The organism is Arthrobacter sp. PAMC 25486 (genome assembly GCF_000785535.1).
Lineage (GTDB): Bacteria > Actinomycetota > Actinomycetes > Actinomycetales > Micrococcaceae > Specibacter.
Genome location: NZ_CP007595.1, coordinates 3,807,596 through 3,824,213, shown reverse-complemented (window position 1 = coordinate 3,824,213; position 16,618 = coordinate 3,807,596). Strand labels below are relative to the sequence as shown.

Annotated in this window: 14 protein-coding genes and 2 pseudogenes; 7 read left to right on the top strand and 9 right to left on the bottom strand. The window is 66.2% G+C overall.

Features of this window, described 5'->3' with window-relative positions; genetic code table 11:
- Positions 1-35: 35 nt before the first annotated feature.
- From art_RS17325 to art_RS17305, 5 genes are all read right to left on the bottom strand, one after another.
- On the bottom strand, positions 36-743 hold the full coding sequence (locus art_RS17325; protein ID WP_038466860.1) for a response regulator transcription factor: 708 nt from the start codon (positions 741-743) through the stop codon (positions 36-38).
- Complete coding sequence (locus art_RS17320; protein ID WP_038466857.1) at positions 736-2,853, bottom strand: histidine kinase; 2,118 nt, start codon at positions 2,851-2,853, stop codon at positions 736-738. Before art_RS17320 ends, art_RS17325 begins: the two co-directional genes overlap by 8 nt.
- 33 nt (positions 2,854-2,886) lie before the next feature.
- Positions 2,887-3,468: a hypothetical protein gene (locus art_RS17315; RefSeq protein WP_038466854.1), complete on the bottom strand. Its 582-nt coding sequence runs from the start codon at positions 3,466-3,468 to the stop codon at positions 2,887-2,889.
- Between the two features lie 274 nt (positions 3,469-3,742).
- The gene (locus art_RS17310; protein WP_216699562.1) at positions 3,743-4,459 is read right to left on the bottom strand and encodes an SRPBCC domain-containing protein; all 717 of its coding nucleotides are present in this window, start codon (positions 4,457-4,459) and stop codon (positions 3,743-3,745) included.
- Positions 4,456-4,908 (bottom strand): hypothetical protein, encoded by a 453-nt coding sequence (locus art_RS17305; protein WP_052136715.1) that lies wholly within the window; start codon positions 4,906-4,908, stop codon positions 4,456-4,458. The genes art_RS17310 and art_RS17305 overlap by 4 nt, the downstream gene beginning before the upstream one ends.
- Before the next feature lie 188 nt (positions 4,909-5,096).
- Between art_RS17305 and art_RS17300 the strand changes: the two genes are divergently transcribed.
- From art_RS17300 to art_RS17285, 4 genes are all read left to right on the top strand, one after another.
- On the top strand, positions 5,097-5,726 hold the full coding sequence (locus art_RS17300; protein ID WP_038470806.1) for a hypothetical protein: 630 nt from the start codon (positions 5,097-5,099) through the stop codon (positions 5,724-5,726).
- A gap of 63 nt (positions 5,727-5,789) precedes the next feature.
- Positions 5,790-6,476 carry a copper resistance CopC family protein gene (locus tag art_RS21255; protein ID WP_052136714.1) on the top strand — a complete coding sequence of 229 codons (687 nt, stop codon included), beginning with the start codon at positions 5,790-5,792 and terminating at the stop codon, positions 6,474-6,476.
- 76 nt (positions 6,477-6,552) lie between these two features.
- Positions 6,553-7,179, top strand: a complete 627-nt coding sequence (locus tag art_RS17290) for a copper chaperone PCu(A)C (RefSeq protein WP_038466848.1) — start codon at positions 6,553-6,555, stop codon at positions 7,177-7,179.
- Complete coding sequence (locus art_RS17285) at positions 7,176-8,435, top strand: Dyp-type peroxidase (protein WP_038466846.1); 1,260 nt, start codon at positions 7,176-7,178, stop codon at positions 8,433-8,435. Before art_RS17290 ends, art_RS17285 begins: the two co-directional genes overlap by 4 nt.
- Positions 8,436-8,610: 175 nt before the next feature.
- Here the strand turns inward: art_RS17285 and art_RS17280 are convergent, their stop codons facing one another.
- Positions 8,611-9,735, bottom strand: coding sequence for an alcohol dehydrogenase catalytic domain-containing protein (locus art_RS17280; RefSeq protein ID WP_038470802.1), 1,125 nt, complete (start codon positions 9,733-9,735; stop codon positions 8,611-8,613).
- A gap of 311 nt (positions 9,736-10,046) precedes the next feature.
- On the opposite strand from art_RS17280, the pseudogene art_RS23385 reads away from it, so the two are divergent.
- The 3 genes and pseudogenes from art_RS23385 to art_RS17275 form a co-directional block, all read left to right on the top strand.
- A pseudogene (locus tag art_RS23385) lies at positions 10,047-10,190 on the top strand (DUF2975 domain-containing protein); the annotation flags it as partial.
- Between the two features lie 151 nt (positions 10,191-10,341).
- Positions 10,342-10,443, top strand: a pseudogene (locus tag art_RS23060) (helix-turn-helix domain-containing protein); the annotation flags it as partial.
- A gap of 180 nt (positions 10,444-10,623) precedes the next feature.
- Positions 10,624-11,478 carry an HAD family hydrolase gene (locus art_RS17275; RefSeq protein WP_038470800.1) on the top strand — a complete coding sequence of 285 codons (855 nt, stop codon included), beginning with the start codon at positions 10,624-10,626 and terminating at the stop codon, positions 11,476-11,478.
- A 330-nt stretch (positions 11,479-11,808) separates the two neighbouring features.
- Here art_RS17275 and art_RS17270 read toward each other — a convergent pair whose 3' ends face one another.
- From art_RS17270 to art_RS21250, 3 genes are all read right to left on the bottom strand, one after another.
- On the bottom strand, positions 11,809-12,324 hold the full coding sequence (locus tag art_RS17270) for a helix-turn-helix transcriptional regulator (protein ID WP_038466843.1): 516 nt from the start codon (positions 12,322-12,324) through the stop codon (positions 11,809-11,811).
- 720 nt (positions 12,325-13,044) lie between these two features.
- On the bottom strand, positions 13,045-14,739 hold the full coding sequence (locus art_RS17265) for an FAD-dependent oxidoreductase (protein WP_052136712.1): 1,695 nt from the start codon (positions 14,737-14,739) through the stop codon (positions 13,045-13,047).
- Positions 14,732-16,573, bottom strand: coding sequence for a PAS domain S-box protein (locus art_RS21250; RefSeq protein ID WP_052136711.1), 1,842 nt, complete (start codon positions 16,571-16,573; stop codon positions 14,732-14,734). Before art_RS21250 ends, art_RS17265 begins: the two co-directional genes overlap by 8 nt.
- Positions 16,574-16,618 lie beyond the last annotated feature (45 nt).

Below are 16,618 nucleotides of genomic sequence, written 5' to 3'. Positions count from 1 at the left end.
TCGAATCGGAAAATCGCCCCATCTGCAGTTTCGAATCATGGTGCCGCACCGCGGTTTCCGCCGCGGCCCAAACCCGCCGTCCGGGCCAGCAGCAACGCGGCGTCCCGGCTGTCCACACCCAATTTCCTCGGAATCAGCGCCAAATAGTTGCGGACCGACTTTTCACTCAGCTGCAGTGCCAACGCTGTGGCCGACACCGATCGTCCCGACGCCGCCAGGTCCAGCACCGAACGCTCCCTGTCGCCGAGCTGCGGCAGCGGCGGCGCCCACCGGCCACCGGGACCGCTACCGGGACGGCCACCGGGACCGCCACCGCGCAGTATCCGCCGCGCCCCGTCCGCCATGGGGCCGCCAAACAACAGGTCTCCCCTGGCGGCCGCAATGACAGCCTGTTCCAGTTCCTGCGGTTCCGCATCCTTGAGTAGATGCCCCGCCGCCCCTGCCCGGAGCGCATCGGCGAGGGTTGCGTCGTCGTCAATCATTGTCAGCATGACCACGGCAACCTCCGGAGCCGCCACCCGGATTTTAGCCAGCGCCGACAGCCCGTCCATGCCCGGCATGCGAATGTCCAGCAGTAGGACATCGGGTTGCTCCATCACCGCAAGGCGCAGGGTCTCGGCCCCGTTGGCGGCCTCCCCGGCACATTCCATCCCGGGCAGGGTCGCCAACAACGCCCGCAGTCCCTTGCGAAACAGTTCGTGGTCGTCGGCAAGCGCCACCGTGATCCGTGCAGCGTCAGTCACAGTCGTCTCCCCCGCCGCCGGAGGTCTTCCCTGAAACGTTCGACGCCGTTGCCCGCGGAAAAACCGCCGTCACCCTTGTTCCCCCGCCGGGCGGGACGGACAGGAGCAGGCTGCCCGCGGCTTCCTCCGCCTGCCGCGCCATCGATTCCAGCCCCACACCCCGGCGCACGGGGACCGGGAGCCCCGCACCGTCGTCCGTTATGTCCAGTCGCAGGGATGTCCCCCGCATGCCGAAACTGAGCGTGCACTGCCGCGCACCGGAATGGCGGACGGCATTGTGTGCCGCTTCCACGGCAATCCTGTACGCGGCCGATTCAACGGCCGCACCCACGTGCGGGACGCCGCCCTCAACCGTGATCGCCAGCGAGCCTCCCTGCAGGGGTGCAACGGCCGAGCGCACAGCTGCCACTAGGCCGCGATCGTCAATCCCCGGCGGCCGCAGCTCGTTCACGAGACTGCGAATTTGCGCCACGGACCCTTTCACGGCCGCGCGTGATTCAGCGACCAAGGCCTGCGCCCGGGCTGTATTGTCCTGTGCCAATTCATTGCCGGCGGCTGCAAGGTTCATCAGGACCGCACCAAGGACAGGCCCCAGCCCATCGTGCAGGTTGTCGCGCAGCCGCTGCCGTTCTTCTTCTCGCACCGCCACCAGATCCTGGTGGGCCGTGCGCAGAGCCGCCTCAAGTTCCACGGCATGCAGCAGCCCGGCAAGCTGGTCGGCAAGGGGGCGCACTGCTGCCAGGTCCGCGGCGGTGAAGGCGTTTTCCGGCCGCTGATCGGCGTCCCGGAGAGCCAGTTCAAGGGTGCCGATGTGAATGCCCTGGTGGTTGAGGTCCAAGGTGGCGACGGGCCAGTCGGGGATGGGGTCACCGGATTCCCGCACCTCAGGGTCTGCGAAGTCGCGGTCCACCACGAGCCGCACAAACGGAATGTTCAGCAGCAGCCGCGCCCCGCCGGCCGCACCGTCGAGCAGTCCGGCAATGTCCCCGGCCGCGGCCAGCTGGCGGTTGAGTTGTGCGAGGACGGCCCCGGAAGTCCCGCGCTCTCCGTACAACGCCCGTTCCACCCGTCTGCCCGCGATGAGATGCAGCGGATGCACCCCGAGCAGCACCACCATGACCGCAATGACCGAGGCCACGGTTTTATCGGCACCAAGCAGGTGGCCCGTCACGCCCAGCAGCAGGTACGCTCCCACCGCCAGGACCGTCGCGAGCGAGGCGGAAATGGTCCGGGCCAACGCACCCTTAACATCCCACAAACCCTGACGCAGAACGGCCGATGCAACTGCGGCCGGGATGCCGAAGAACGCCGCCACCAGTACCAGCTGGAGAACCAGGTCGCCCACGGTCCCCGGCCCCCAGCCCAGGGCCCACTGTCCGACGGCTGCAGCAACCAAGGCTGCCACCGCCGCCAGGAAGGCAAGCAGGACCGCCCGCAGTCCCCGGGTTCCGGTGCTGGGGAAGCCCGACGGCGCCCGGCCAGCCTGCCGCCTGTGCCGCACCAAAAGCACGGCCGCGACAAACACCGCGACAATGCCCCACGCCAAAACGATGAAGGGTGCCACACCGGCAAAGTTGAGAATTTGCAGCAAGGCCAGCATCCCCGCAGCCACGGCCAGGAAGCGGCCGCCGGGCTGTCGGATCCGGCCCGAGGGAAAGGCCAGGAGCCACACGAGGAAGACTGCGAAGGACAGCGCTTCGGCGATGCGAACAGGCCATTCCCACGCGGCATCGACGGCTGGCAGTGCTGAGATGGTCTGCATGGCAACCGCACCCACGCCCATCAGGACCAAGGCCGACAGCACAGCGAACCGGTTGCCGTGAGCCAGGACCAGCAGGATGGCGGCCACGGCAAAATAGCTGGCCGCCAGCAGGGTTTGCAGCGCCAGGCCGGTGAACACATAGCTTTGCGGGGACAGGCCGAGCGATTCCAGCCCTGCCAGCGCTCCGGCGTCGAACGCGGCCATGCGCAAGTCGAAGGCCGGTCCCAGGCTGAGCGCAAAGACCACGGCAAGGGCAGCCCCGGCGCAGGTCGCCACAACGGTCAGGGCCGCCGCCGATGCGGCGCGCCGCCTGATCCGGTGCAGCGGCACTGCTGCGAGCGCGTCCATGCTTTGGATCCTAGCCGTCCCGTGCTGCCCGGGTCACTGCCTGAAGTTTGAAACGTCCGCAACGTCCGGCGCGTCCGGCATGTCCGGGGCTGCCGTGAACTGCCATGCGGCCAGCACCCACACACCCGCCATGATGAGCGAGTTGAACGGCAGTGCGAACATGATCGGCAGCAGCAGTGCAATGCCCAGACCTACCCACCACGGCCAGTTCCGCCGCCGGACACCACTGACGCCGATGGCTACGAGCGCTGGCACCGTGACGGCGACCTCGGCAAGGAACAGCTGGAATGGCGGTTCCAGGGCGGTGGCGAAGACAGCAACCATGGTCAACCCGGACGTTGCCAGGCCGGCGATGCCCATCAGCCAAAACCAGCGGGCCGAGGCCGGGCGGGGCAGCAGGGCGGCCAATGCCACAGCGCCGGCCAGAAACGAGACACCCACCACCGCCTCGGACAGGCGGCCGGCCGTTGTGGCGTGATCGCCCATTTGGTCGGGGGCCATGATGGCCAGGACCATGTTGGCCAGCAGGAAGAGCGCCGCTGCAAGGGCTGCAGAGCGAGCGATCCGCAACGGCCGCAGCTGTGCCGCGGCCCGGTTGGCAAGTGTTGTGTTCATGACTGCTCCAGTTAGTGAGGGGACGTCCGGCGAATTGCCGACCGTCCCCTCACCGTCCCCCGCCAGGTATCCCAAGAAGTTGGGATTTAGTCCCGAATCCAGTCTGCAGCCATATCGGCCACCTATCCGCCACGCTTTGAAACAGCAGCTGATGCGATGAAATCAGCGGATTCATCGCATCAGCTGCTATTTCACATGTCGGGGCCCGCACGGGCTTCCCCGTTTCAGCGTTGAGCACCAAAGATGCAGCCCCGCAACGGCGCCAGAAGCCAGACTATGCGTATAGCCCGGTCAGCCAGGCACCCCAGGCCGCACCGGCGGCATCGGCATCCGCCCCGGGGGCGAACAGGTGGATGGTCAAGCCCACCACGGCGCCGAAGGCGTTGCGGCCGAAGAACCGGTACATGGCATCCTCGGTGCGCAGGCCAATGAAATTCGGATCAAGGTAGTCCACCACGGCGTCCACCGTGCCGAGGCCCGCAATGGCGACGCTGACGTGTCCGCCGGCTCCGCCGTCGTGAATCCCCAGGGCGGCCTTGACCGCGTCAAAGGCCTCGGGCGTGGAAGACGTGCCGGGCCCCTGCACGTCGGCGAACGCTGCCTGCTGCCCGGCAAAGAACTTCACGTACTCGCCGAGGGTGTGCTGGTAGAAGGCGGTGTGCTTGGACGCGCCAACGTATTGGTTGTCCCAGTCCTCGAAGAAGACGCCGCCGTGGACATAGCGCAGCCACGACTTGCCGTCGGGGAGCTCGGAGATGTCGTAATCAAGCTGGTTGAAGAAGCCGCCCTCGCCGTCCATGCGGTTGGAGAAGCGGTGAGGTGGCTCCCACACGGTGACGGTGCTGCCGAACGGGCCCGCGCCGCCCAGTTTCGGCTCGATTCCCATGGGCCACATCCAGCCGGAAGTCCCCTGAGTTGCCGCATCAAACACCGCCTGCGGGGTGCCCTCGATCTCGGATTCGTGCACGATCTTGAATTCCTTGGCCATCATGGCTCCTCGGTTTGGCCGGTGGTACCGGCATTGTGGGTAATCTTCTGCGGGCCTGTAGTGGCGCTCACGTCCGGCGTGACGCTGGGATGAAGTGCGACGACGATCCTGTGTTTGCGGCCGCCGGTTGCGGTTCCGCTGTGGTAATTTTCCACCAGCTTCGCCGTTCCTGCCGCAAGTTCTGCGACAAAGGCGGCCCGCTCGGCGGCGCTGGCCACGCTCACCTCGCCGTCCATGGCGAACGTGGCCAGGCGCTGTTTGGCACGGTCGGCGCCGGTGAAGAGTGTTCCCACGTCCTTGACGAGCCGGGCGGCGAGCGCCAACATCCACCGGGCTGAAAGCATGTTCGGTTCCAGCGCCGGATCGGGCACCTCGGCCAACAGCCGGGCCCGGATGGGGTCCAGCACCGCCTCGGCGGCTGCGGCATCCGCAATCACGACAACGTCCAACATGCCTCCAGTGTCCCACCAACAAATAAATTTGTTCAGCCTGGTTTTGGCACCTGCACCCAACGCACCCGGGTGGCCAACCGTTCCCGGGGCACCGTTCCCCGCACATCATTTCGACGCCCCGTAGAAATATGGAATACTCATTGGTGGCCGGGCACCACCGGGTCTGGGAATCCACCAAGGAGGCAGGGATGGCGTCACGAGGCGTTCGCCTTGCGCGCGGCTGGGCAGGTGCAGCTGCCGCAACCTTTGCTGCGGCGACCTCCCACGCACTCGCCGGCGGAGGCATCCCCAGCCTGCCAACAGCCCTGCTGTCATTGGCTCTCTCCGGCTTGGTCTGTACATTGCTTGCAGGCCGGGTGTTGTCGTTCTGGCGCATGGCAGCGGCCGTGGCGTTGAGCCAAAGCGTGTTCCACTGGCTTTTCAGTGCCGATGCCGCCATGTCCGGCTCCCCTGCAGCCCTTCCGCAAGGCGGCCACGGCGGCCACGACATGGGCTCCATGACCATGCTGGCCATGTCCGACTCAGCCACAGCTCACTCGGCCATGAACCACGATTCCGCCCTCATGTGGCTGAACCACATACTCGCAGCGGCCGTCACCATCGCTGTGCTGCGCCACGGCGAGACCAGCACCGTCCGGCTCATCCGGGCCCTGCGTCTGAGACTCATCCGGCTGCTGCCGGTGTTCCGGCCGATGGCCCTTGCCGCCGGCTCCCGGTTCACTCCGACAGAATGGCCTGTTCTAGCAGTGCCCAACCTTGGCGTCCCGATGCTTGCCATGCGCCACCGCGGGCCCCCTTTGCTTTCCCCCGTGTCTTAAACGCCCAGCGTTTTCAACTGGAAAGCCCTGCCTGCCCATTGCGCGGCAGGGCGGGAAGCAGCCATGCCTACAAACAATTCAAACAACGCCCTGCGGCGGAACTACCGGCAGCAACATCTCGCATTAATCTGGGCTGCAGCGGGTGCCGTCCTGCTGCTGTGTCTGGGGCTATCCCTGGCCACCGCACCCGGAGCCGCTGCCCACGACCAACTCATTGCCACCAATCCCACCCCCGGAGAGCAACTCAAAGAGGCACCGGCCAGCCTGGAATTCATCTACAGCGGCTCGTTGCTCAACCTCGGAAACGAGGTCCGGGTCATGGATGGGCGGGACAAGGACTGGGCCCAGGGCGATCCTTCCCTAAGTGGCGAAAAGCTGACCCAGCCGCTTTTGGCTGACATGCCCGACGGCGAATATCTGGTCCGATGGCGGGTGGTCTCAAGCGACGGCCACCCCATCAGCGGCACCCAGACCTTCCGGGTTGGCACTGCCACTGCTGCGGCAGAACCGACGCTGAGCTCGCAGTCCAACAAAGAGACAACAGGCACAACTGGCGCCACGGCACCCTCATCGCCACATGGCGGCCCCGGGACCACCGGGGACGCCGCCGGGAGCGCCGGGACCGGCACGGACGGATCCGTTTTGGCCAAGGTTGCGCCAATAGGCATTGGCACAGCCATTGGGTTGGGCGCCTATCTGGCCTTCGTCTTCATCGGGCGTGCACGGAAAAAATCCAAGCAAACACCCTAACTACGCAATTCACATTCCTCCCGGCCTGCAACGCACAGCTGCGGCACGCCCGGAAATACCTTTCAGGAGCATCATCATGAACAAGACCATCACTTCCCCGCGCAACACCTCCCTCCGCTACACCCTGCTGACCGTGGCGGCCGCGGCCTCACTGGCACTCACCGGCTGCGGCGCGGCGGTCGACGCAGGCGCCTCACCGTCAGCGTCAGCCAGTTCAACCGCTGCCGCATTAACCATCAGTGAAACATGGGCAAAAGCCATCGATTCCGGCATGACGTCCGCGTTCGGCATCATCAGGAACACCACTGATGAGAACGTCACCGTTGTCGGCGTCAGCACCCCGGCGTCAAAAACGGCTGAACTGCACGAAATTATCATGGGTACCAACGGGGACATGAAAATGCAGGCCAAGGAAGGTGGCTTCACCATTCCCGCCCACGGCGAACTTGTCCTTGAACCCGGCGCCGAACACATCATGTTGATGGGCCTGGTCAAGCCGGTCGAGGCCGGTGACGAACTTCCTTTCAGTCTGGAACTGTCCAATGGCCAGAGCCTGGACTTCACTGCCGTGGTCAAGGACTTCTCCGGCGCCAACGAGAACTACGGTGACATGGACCATGGCGATGGCGGACACGGCGACATGGACCATGGCGATGGCAGCCACGGCGACATGGACCATGGCACCCCCGCGGATGCCAAATGACGGACAGCACCACAACGGTCGCACCCCAAGTCACTGGTAGTACAGGCAAGGGCGGCGTGCAACGGAGGCACCTGCTTTTCGGGGGCGCCGCCGCCGGGATCGGCGCCTTGGTAGGTGCGGCCACGCTGCTGCCGGGCGGGAAGGCAGAAGGCGAGGCCCCGCCGTCGTCCATGGCATTGCATGGCAGCGGGACTGTGCCCTTCCATGGGGCGCGGCAGGCCGGGATCAGCACGGACGCGCAGTCTCACGCGAATTTCGTGGCGCTGGAGCTGCTCCCGGAACTGACCGCGGACCGTGTCAAGGCGCTGTTGCGGCTGCTGACCGACGACGCCGCCAGACTCACCCAGGGCCGGGGTGCCTTGGCGGACACGGAAGTGGAGCTTGCGACCAGTCCCGCGCGGCTGACCGTGACCTTTGGGTTCGGACCCAGGCTGGTGGAACTGGTCAACCCTCGCCAGAAGCCGGAATGGCTCACGGCGCTGCCGGCATTTTCCGTTGACAAGTTGCGCCCGGAATACAGCGGCGGCGACCTGCTGCTGCAGATTTGTTCCGACGATCCGTTGACGGTGGCCCATGCCCAGCGCATGCTGCTCAAGGACAGCCGCAGCTTTGCCACCGTGAAGTGGGTGCAGCAGGGTTTCCGCCGCGCTTACGGCACCGAGCGGCCCGGCACCACCATGCGGAACCTGTTTGGCCAGGTGGATGGCACGGCCAACCCGATGCCTGACAGCGGCTGGCATGAGGATGTGGTGTGGGGCCGGGAGGAGATTTCACCGTGGATTGAAAACGGGACGTCGCTGGTGATCAGGCGCATTGAGATGAACTTGGACACCTGGGATGAGCTGGATCGAACCGGGCGGGACGCCTCCGTGGGCCGCCGCATGGACAACGGGGCCCCCTTGACCGGAACGGCTGAACTCGACGAGCCGGACTTCGAGGCACTGAATCCCACGGGATTCCCGGTCATCGAGGACTTCGCGCACATGCGCCGGTCCCGGCCGGATGACCCTTTGCAGCGGATTTTCCGGCGAGGCTACAACTACGACCAGGCACCGGACGCCGGCAGCATCTCCGGGTCGGGGCTCATTTTTGCCTCGTATCAGGCTGATGTACAGAAGCAGTTCACACCCATCCAGCGGCGCCTCGATGAACTGGACATCCTGAACCAGTGGACTGTGCCGATCGGGTCTGCCGTGTTCGCCATTCCGCCCGGCTGCAGCGAGGGAGGCTTCATAGGCGAACAGCTGTTCGCCTAACCCTGCCGCCCCGAACGCGGCAGCACCTTCCGGGCTGCTTTTCCCAACGCGGCAGCACCTTCCGGGCTGCTTTTCCAAACGCTCCAGCACTAAGTGCTGGAGCGTTTGTGTTTAATGCCCGTTTGCTGCTGCGGCGTTCCCAGGGGGGTGGGCGGGGAAGCACCGAAAACTTTGGCTACACGGCGTCGCAGGTGAACAGACGGCGCACCACAAGTCCGTCAGCCAGGTCGTCCAGCCCCTGGTTGATTTCCGCCAGCGGCTTGGTGTCCGTGTGCAGCAGTTCGACGGGCAGGCGCCCGTCGCGCCACATTTGCACGTAGGCGGGGATGTCACGGGCAGGGTCGGCGTCGCCCATGTAGGAGCCGATGAGCCGTTTGCCGGTGCCAGCAAATTGCAGCGCCTGGACGTTGAGCATCTGGTCCGGGTGCGGCAGCCCTACCGAGACGAGGGCGCCGCCGCGGTCCAGCAGCTCCAGGCAGGCCTCCATGACCCTGGCGCTGCCGACGGCCTCGATGGCCACATCGGCACCGAACTGGGTATGCGCGGCGACCAGGTCGGAAGCCTCGGCCGGGGGCCCCGCGAAGTGGGCGCCGCAGCGCAGGGCGAGGGCCTGTTTTTCGGCCAGCGGGTCGATGGCAATGACGGTGGTGCCGGGAATTTGCACCGCCGCCATGACAGCGGCAAGGCCTACGGCTCCCATACCAAACACGATCACCGACTGCCCCTCGGTGACGTTGGCGGAGTGGATGACGGCGCCGATTCCGGTGAGGGCGGCGCAACCAAACATGGCGGCGACATCCAGCGGGACGTCGTCGTCAATCACCACCACGGACTCCCGGGCAACCACGGCGTATTCCGAGAACGCCGAGACGCCCAGGTGATGGTTGATCCGCTCCCCCGACGCCGATCGCAGGATGGCTTCGCCGTGCAGGAGGTCGCCTGCGCCGTTGGCCTCGGCGGCGCGGTGGCACAGGGCAGGGCGGCCGCCGGCGCAGGCCTTGCAGTGCCCGCAGCTGGGGACAAAGACGAGAACGACGCGGTCACCGGCCTTGACACCTTGCACGCCGGGCCCGACGCCGGACACGGTTCCGCTGGCCTCGTGCCCCAGTGCCATGGGCAGCGGGCGAATCCGGGAGCCGTTGATGACCGAAAGATCTGAATGGCAGAGGCTGGCGCGCTCGATTTTCACCAGCACCTCGCCGGCGCGCGGGGCCGGGACGGGCAGTTGCTCGAGGGTGAGCGGCTCACTGTCCGCATAGGGCCTTTGCGCGTCGGAGGTGCGGAGGACGGCGCTGGTCATCAGCGTTGCTTCAGGCATCCGTTAACCCTTCAAATGTTTCGATGCGGCGGGAGGCCAGTTTGGGAATGACCTGGCCCATGCCGATGGTTTTAAAGTGATCATACCCGCGGTGAGCGGCGAAGCCGGGCACCCACCGCGCCGGGTCCCGCATTGCCCTCATGCCTTGCAGCGCCCCCGGCCACAACGTATCGCTTAACGAGCGATTCCACTGTTTTTCGATCTAAGGACTTCCCGTGGGGAAACTGACAGTCCTCGCCCTGCGAGTCCTGTTGGCGCTGGTTCTTGCCGGCTCGGTGTTTGTGCAGGCCGTCATGGTGCCGTTGCTTGCGGTGGATCTCGGGGAGGCCGGGGCTGCCATGGCCGGAGTGCGCGTCCCGGTGGTCGTTATCGTGCTGCTGGGATTCGTGACGGTGCAGGTCACGCTGGTCTGCGTCTGGCGGTTGCTGGCCATGGTGCAGCGCGGAACCGTATTTTCGCAGGGGGCGTTCCGCTACGTTGACATCATTGGCGGTGCCGGGCGAAGCCGTTGCACCCGGCGTGGCGCTGCTGATCGGCGGGGCCGGGCTGCTCATTTCCTGCGCGGCCCTGATCGTCCTGGTACTGCGGATGCTGCTGGCCCGGCGAAAAATGGCCGTGGGCACGTTGGCAGAGCTGGTCGGCATCACGCCCGCCAACCTGTCAATCCTCAAGAACGGCCGGGCCAAGGCCGTACGCTTCAGCACCCTCGAGGCCCTGTGCAGGGTCAGCGACTGCCAGCCCGGGGACGCAATTCCGCAGCGCTATCAGAACTGCGCCGCGCCGGCTTCGTCGTGGTGGAGTTGCAGGACAACTACACCCATGGGAAAGCCTGGCACCGCGCCCTGCCCCGGAGCGGCTAGACTCCCGATCATGAGCGCCGAAACTTCCACGCAAACCATCCAGGCCGTCTTCCTCGATGTCGACGGCACCTACGCGGACTTCGGGGTCGTTCCAGACGCCCACGTGCAGGCGGTCCGGGCCGCCCGCGCCTCGGGACACAAGGTCTTCATCAGCACCGGCCGGCCGCTGCCCATGCTGCCGGAGAGCATTCTCGGTGCGGGTTTTGACGGAGTGATTGCCAGCGCCGGCGCGTATGTGGAGGTGGCCGGTGAGGTCCTGCTGGACAGGGAATTCCCCGCGGATCTGGCCGCCCGCGCCCTCGCCGCCCTTGACGCGCACGACGCCGTCTACCTCCTCGAAGCGCAGCACGCCCTGTATGTGAAGCCCTCCGCAGAGGCCCGGCTGCGCGCCCACATCGAGGCGCATTTCGCCGCGGACCCCGACGGTCGCACCACCGGCGCCGCCGCGATTCTGGGTGGAGTGCGGGTGCTGTCCGGGACTGATGAGGCCATCTTCGCGAAGATCTCCGTCTACGAATCCCCCGTGCCCATGGCGCAGCTGGTGGCGGAAATCGGCGGTGACATTGACGTCGTCGGAAATTCCATTGCGGATGAGGGTCCGCACGCCGGGGAGCTGTTTCAGCGGGGCATTTCCAAGGCCGACGGCGTTGCTGCCGCCCTCTCCCGGCTCGGCATCGCGCAGAAGGATTCAATCGCCTTTGGCGACGGACAGAACGACCTGGAGATGCTTGCCTATGCGGGGCTTGGCGTGGCGGTCGAGGGTTCCCACCCGGACCTGCTGGCCATAGCGGACCGCACTGCACTGCCGCCGCACCAGCACGGCATCGCCGCCGCGTTCGCCGAGCTCGGGCTGATCCCCCGCTGATTTGACCTGGCGCTTCGACCCCTGAGTGAGCCAGTCGAAAACTTTTGCAGATTGAGCCCGCCGCACACCTCTGATGGTTTCCATAGGCTGCACCCAAGGTCAGCGCGGGCGCGGCGCATGCGGAAAGCAGGCCGGGTTATGCGCAACGGCCAGACACAGCATGGCGTCAGTGTACGTGCTGCGCCACCGCAGCTGGCCCGCAGGAGCATGTCAAAAGTCTACTGTGCACATGCTCACTTGCAGCCGTCACATCATGCACATAAAGCAAAGCCACCCAAGTTATGTGCCCCTCCCGCCATGGGCAAGGCGCATGGCGCATGGCGACCAGCGTCAGGAGTTGAGCTCCGCAGCTTCCACCCGGGCCTGCTGCTCGTTGGTGGCGGCCCCGATGGAGAGCAGGCGCAGGGCTTCTTCCGTTGAGAACCCGGGCTCGGCACCGTACACAATCCGTGACTGCCCCCCTACCGGCAAATCCATCACTTCAAAGGTTAGTTCCAGGTCGCCCACCTCCGGGTGGTGCAGCGTTTTGGAGCCGGTGTCATGGTAGCGGACGTCGTGGGCTACCCAGAGGGAGGAGAATTCCCGGCTGTTGTTGCGCACACACGCCGGCGCATCGCTCAGCCCGTCAACAACCCGCTGCACCGACTGACGCACAGTCTGTTGGGGTGCGCGGCGCCGTCCGGGTTTGATCGTCCCGGTGCGGGCGGCCAGGTGGGAGAGGTGCTCCCGCTCAGGCTCATTCAGTTGCAGTGCCTGGGCCAGCGCGTACAGGACGCTCTTCGAGACGCTGCCGAAGTTTCCGCGTTCCCGCTTCGTGTAATAGTCGACGCTCACGCCCGCGAGCATTGCCCGTTCCTTGCGATGCAACCCGGCAACCCGCTGGTTGTCACCGTAGGCGGGCAGCTTGGCCTGGGCCGGGGTGATCTTCCCCGGCGGGAGGTGAGGAACGCCCTGATTTATTAACGTGGATCCATGCCTTCAGCAGTACTCGGCGGGCCCTTGCCGAGGACGGGGCTGCCAGTACCTGCCCGGCAGTCCCGCTGTCTCTACTTGTGGGCGGACACGGCGGCCAGGTCCTGGCGAACTTGTTGAGGCTCGACGTCGGACGGCTGGTTCCGCTGGTCCCTCACCCCCGTCCACGGAGCCGGCAGGGTCCTTGTCCAAGGCGGCAACGACGGGCTCCAGATCCGCTGGGCCGCCCTTCAGGCGTGGCAGCGGGAACTTTCAGACCGGGGCATGGCCCACTCCCCGGCTGAGGACACGGCCATCGGCGCAGCCCTCGTGTTCCGCGATCCGGACAACATCCAGTTGGAATTATGGTGGTATCGGCCAAAGTAGAGGCGGGATCACTTTACTGGCGCAGGTATCCGGAGCGGGCGATGGTGTTGAGCGCATGCGCAATCAGATCAGGTTCATCGCGATCCCCCAAGACGGCGGCAAGGTACCCGGCAGCATCACTCAGGTAGTCAGCACCGTCCTATCGGCTGCAGCTCTCAGTTGGCTCGCTCATGGTTCTTCCATTCTTGGCCGGTCCGTCTTCAACGGCAACCCCACGCCACTGCCCCGTCAGCTGCGCAGCACCTGGTGCACAAACTGGACCGCCACGGAGCCCTCACCGACAGCGGAGGCAACACGTTTCATCGACCCGGAGCGCACGTCGCCCACGGCAAACACTCCCGGGGCACTCGTCTCGTAGAGGAATGGGTCCCGGTCGCCGCCGGCTGTGCGGTGCCGCAAGTCTCCCAAGGCGGGCCCGGTGAGGATGAAGCCGCGGTCGTCGCGGGAGATCTGCGGCGGCAGCCAGTTTGTGTGCGGGGAGGCTCCGATGAACACAAACAGCGCGGAGGCGGCCACGGATTCCGGGCCGGAGCCATCCCGGATCGCCACGGCCTCAAGCTTCTCCGTCCCAGTAACCGAATCAATCGACGCCCCGCAGCGGACGGCGATGTTGGGCCGGGCGGCAATCTGGTCCACAAGGTAAGCGGACATCTTCGCCCCAAGCGAAGCAGCCCGGCACAGGATCGTCACGGAACGGGCGTATTCGGAAAAGTACACGGCAGCCTGGCCGGCGGAATTCGCGCCGCCCACCACCACAATGTCTTCACCAGCCACAGTGTCCCGCTCACTCAGCGACGCCCCGTAGAACACTCCTCGCCCCTCCAGCTCGGCACTGCCGGGTACGGACAGGCTGCGATATGCGACACCGCAGGCCAGGATCAGGGCACCGGCGCTGATGGCAGATCCGTCGGCCAGTTCCACGCGCGGATAGGGGCCGGTCAGGTCCAGACCCGCAGCGGAGGTGGGTGCCAGCACGTCAACCTTGAACCGGCGCGCCTGCGTCACCGCCCGGCGGGCCAGGTCCGTGCCGGAGATGCCGGCGGGAAACCCCAAATAATTCTCAATCCGTGAGGACTGGCCGGCCTGGCCACCCGCCACGAGGGCCTCAACACATACAGTGCGCAGCCCCTCGCTCGCCCCATACACCGCGGCAGCAAGCCCCGCGGGCCCCGCCCCGATGATCGCCAGGTCAAATGATTCGGCGTCCGCGTGGGTTTTGTGGCCCAGCGCCGCAGCCAAAGAGGAAACGTCGGGGGCGTGTAAAGCGGTGCCATCCGGGGTGATGACAAGTGGCAGGCCATCATCCTCCGCAGCGTCCCACAGGGCCCGGCCTTCCTCGCTGACATCGACGTCGAACCACTGCATGGGGATCTGGTTGCGCTGCAGAAAATCGCGGATCTCGTGCGTGCGCGCCGACCACCGACTGCTCACCACCCGGGTCACCGTGTAGCTCGGCTGGTTATGCGCGTGCCAGTCACCGAGCAGGTCGTCAATAACGGGGAAGAGCCGCTCCTCCGGCGGATCCCACGGCTTCAGAATGTAGTAGTCAAGGTGCAGGTCATTGATGGCGCCGATGGCCACCTCGGTGTCGGCGTACGCGGTGAGTAGCACGGTGCGCACCTCAGCAAACAGCTTCAGGGCCGCGGTGAGCACCTCGGTGCCGGTGACCTCCGGCATGCGCTGGTCTGAAATGACGACGGCGACCGGGTCACCTCGCAGTTTCAACCGGTCGAGCGTCTCGATGGCCTCACCGCCGCCGGACGCTGTAAGCACCCGGTAGTGGCGACCGTACCGGCTGCGAAGATCGCCCCGGACGGCGCTGAGCACGGCAGGATCGTCGTCGACGGCGAGAATCACCGGCCGCGCAGGCGCAGCTTCAGGCACTGTTTCAGGCGCAGCTTCAGGCGAAGCGCCCTCACTCATGGCGCCTCCCCCGCTCAGCCGAAGGCTCCGCGTCGGGCGGCCGCAGCGGTAGCCACACCCGGAACACGGTGCACCCGGGCTCGGACGCCACATCGATGTGCCCGCCCATGCCGCGGACCATGTTGAACACGATGTTCAGCCCCAGCCCGGTCCCCTTCCCCGGAGGCTTCGTGGTGAAGAAAGGGTCGAAGACCTTGCCCACCACCTCAGGCGGGATTCCTGCGCCGTCGTCCGCTATTTCCACGCACACCCCACCCGAGGCGGCCCGGGTGCGGATGGTGAGTCTGCCGGTGCCGTCCATGGCGTCGGCGGCGTTGTCGATCAGGTTCGTCCAGACCTGGTTCAGCTCGCTGCCCAGCGTCTCGATGCGCGGCACGCCGGTCCCGTAGTCGCGGCGCACCTCGATGCCGAGCTTGAGTTTGGAGGCGAGCATGACCAGGGTGCCGTCGAGCCCGGAATGGATGTCGACGTCCTGCACCGGTGCCCGGTCCATGTAGCTGTAGTCCTTGAGCGCGGCGACGATCGCCGAGATCCGCGCCGCACCGTGGCCGATCTGGGCGATGAGCCCGTACGCTGTGTGCGCCTGCGACAGTGCGGTAATGGCGGTCCCCAAATGGTCCGGCGAAAACGTTCCGGCGAGCGCGTCGAGGCTCGCGGCATCCATGCCCAGGTCTACGAGGGAATCCGCCGCGTCCCACGAATCGCTGAGTCCGTGCGATTCCAGCCAGTCCTCAACGTCGGCCTCTAGGTCGCCGCGGCGCAGCGGGTCCAGCGGGTCCAGGCGGTCTGTGTCCTGCGCCTGCACCGCGGCACGGCCGATCAGCTCGCCCAGACGGGCAGCCTCTTCGGGGCTTTGGGCGGCGTGGGCCAGGGTGAGCAGGGCCGTGCAGGCCTTGGAAAATGCACCCTCAAGGAGTGCCGCCCCGCGCCGGGCCGCGGCGGCAGGATTGTTCAGCTCGTGGGCCATGCCGGCGCTCAGCCGGCCCAGCGTCGCCAGCTTTTCGTTCTGCACCAGTGCGGCGGACCGCTCGGCCACCTCGTCCTCCAGCTGTTTTTGGTAGGCGGCCGTCAGCGCCTCGGCCTGTTTGCGGTCGCTGATGTCGCGGAAGAACGTGTGGGTCGCCATGTATTCGCCGCCACGGAACCGCCCCGTCGCGTTGCCCTCCACCGGGAACGTGTGCCCGTCCTTGGCCACAAACGTCACCTCGACCCGGTCGAACGACATCCCGCTCATGATCTGCGCAATCAACACGGTGCAGTGGTCGTGGTCCACCTTGTCCACAATGTCGAACAGCGTCAGCCCGGGCAGTTCCTCCGGCGTGTAGCCCAGGGCTGCATGCCAGGCGCGGTTGACGAACTGAAAGTGCCCGTCGGGCAGGATGCTTTGGACAATGTCATGGGCGGATTCAATCAGGTCCTGATAGCGCCGCTCGCTCTCAAGCACGCGCGCCTCGGCGTCGTGTCCGGGCGTCACATCACAGACGACGGCGCGAAATTCCTGGTCCGCGGGCATTCCTGCCACCGTCCACAGCAGCCACCGGGTTGTCCCGTCCTTGGCCTGGGCCTGGTTTTGGAAACGGACGACGTCGATCCCTCCCCTGGCGCACTCCAGTTGCGCCAGCGCCGCGGCAGCATCGGCGTCGTGCAGGAGATCGGTGAGCTGGAGGGTGGGCAGCTCCGCGGCGCTCCAGCCAAGGAGTGCTTCCCAGGCCCCGGTGGCCTCCCGGAAACGCCCGTCGAATCCGATGACGCAGGCGAGATCCACGCTCAGATCGAGCAGGGGCCCGGTGACTGTGGGGGGCCAGGAATCGAGGCCGAGCCCGTTGTGCGGCATGGCTGCTCCTTCATGGAAGCTCCGTCCGCCAAGGGGCGGGCGCTC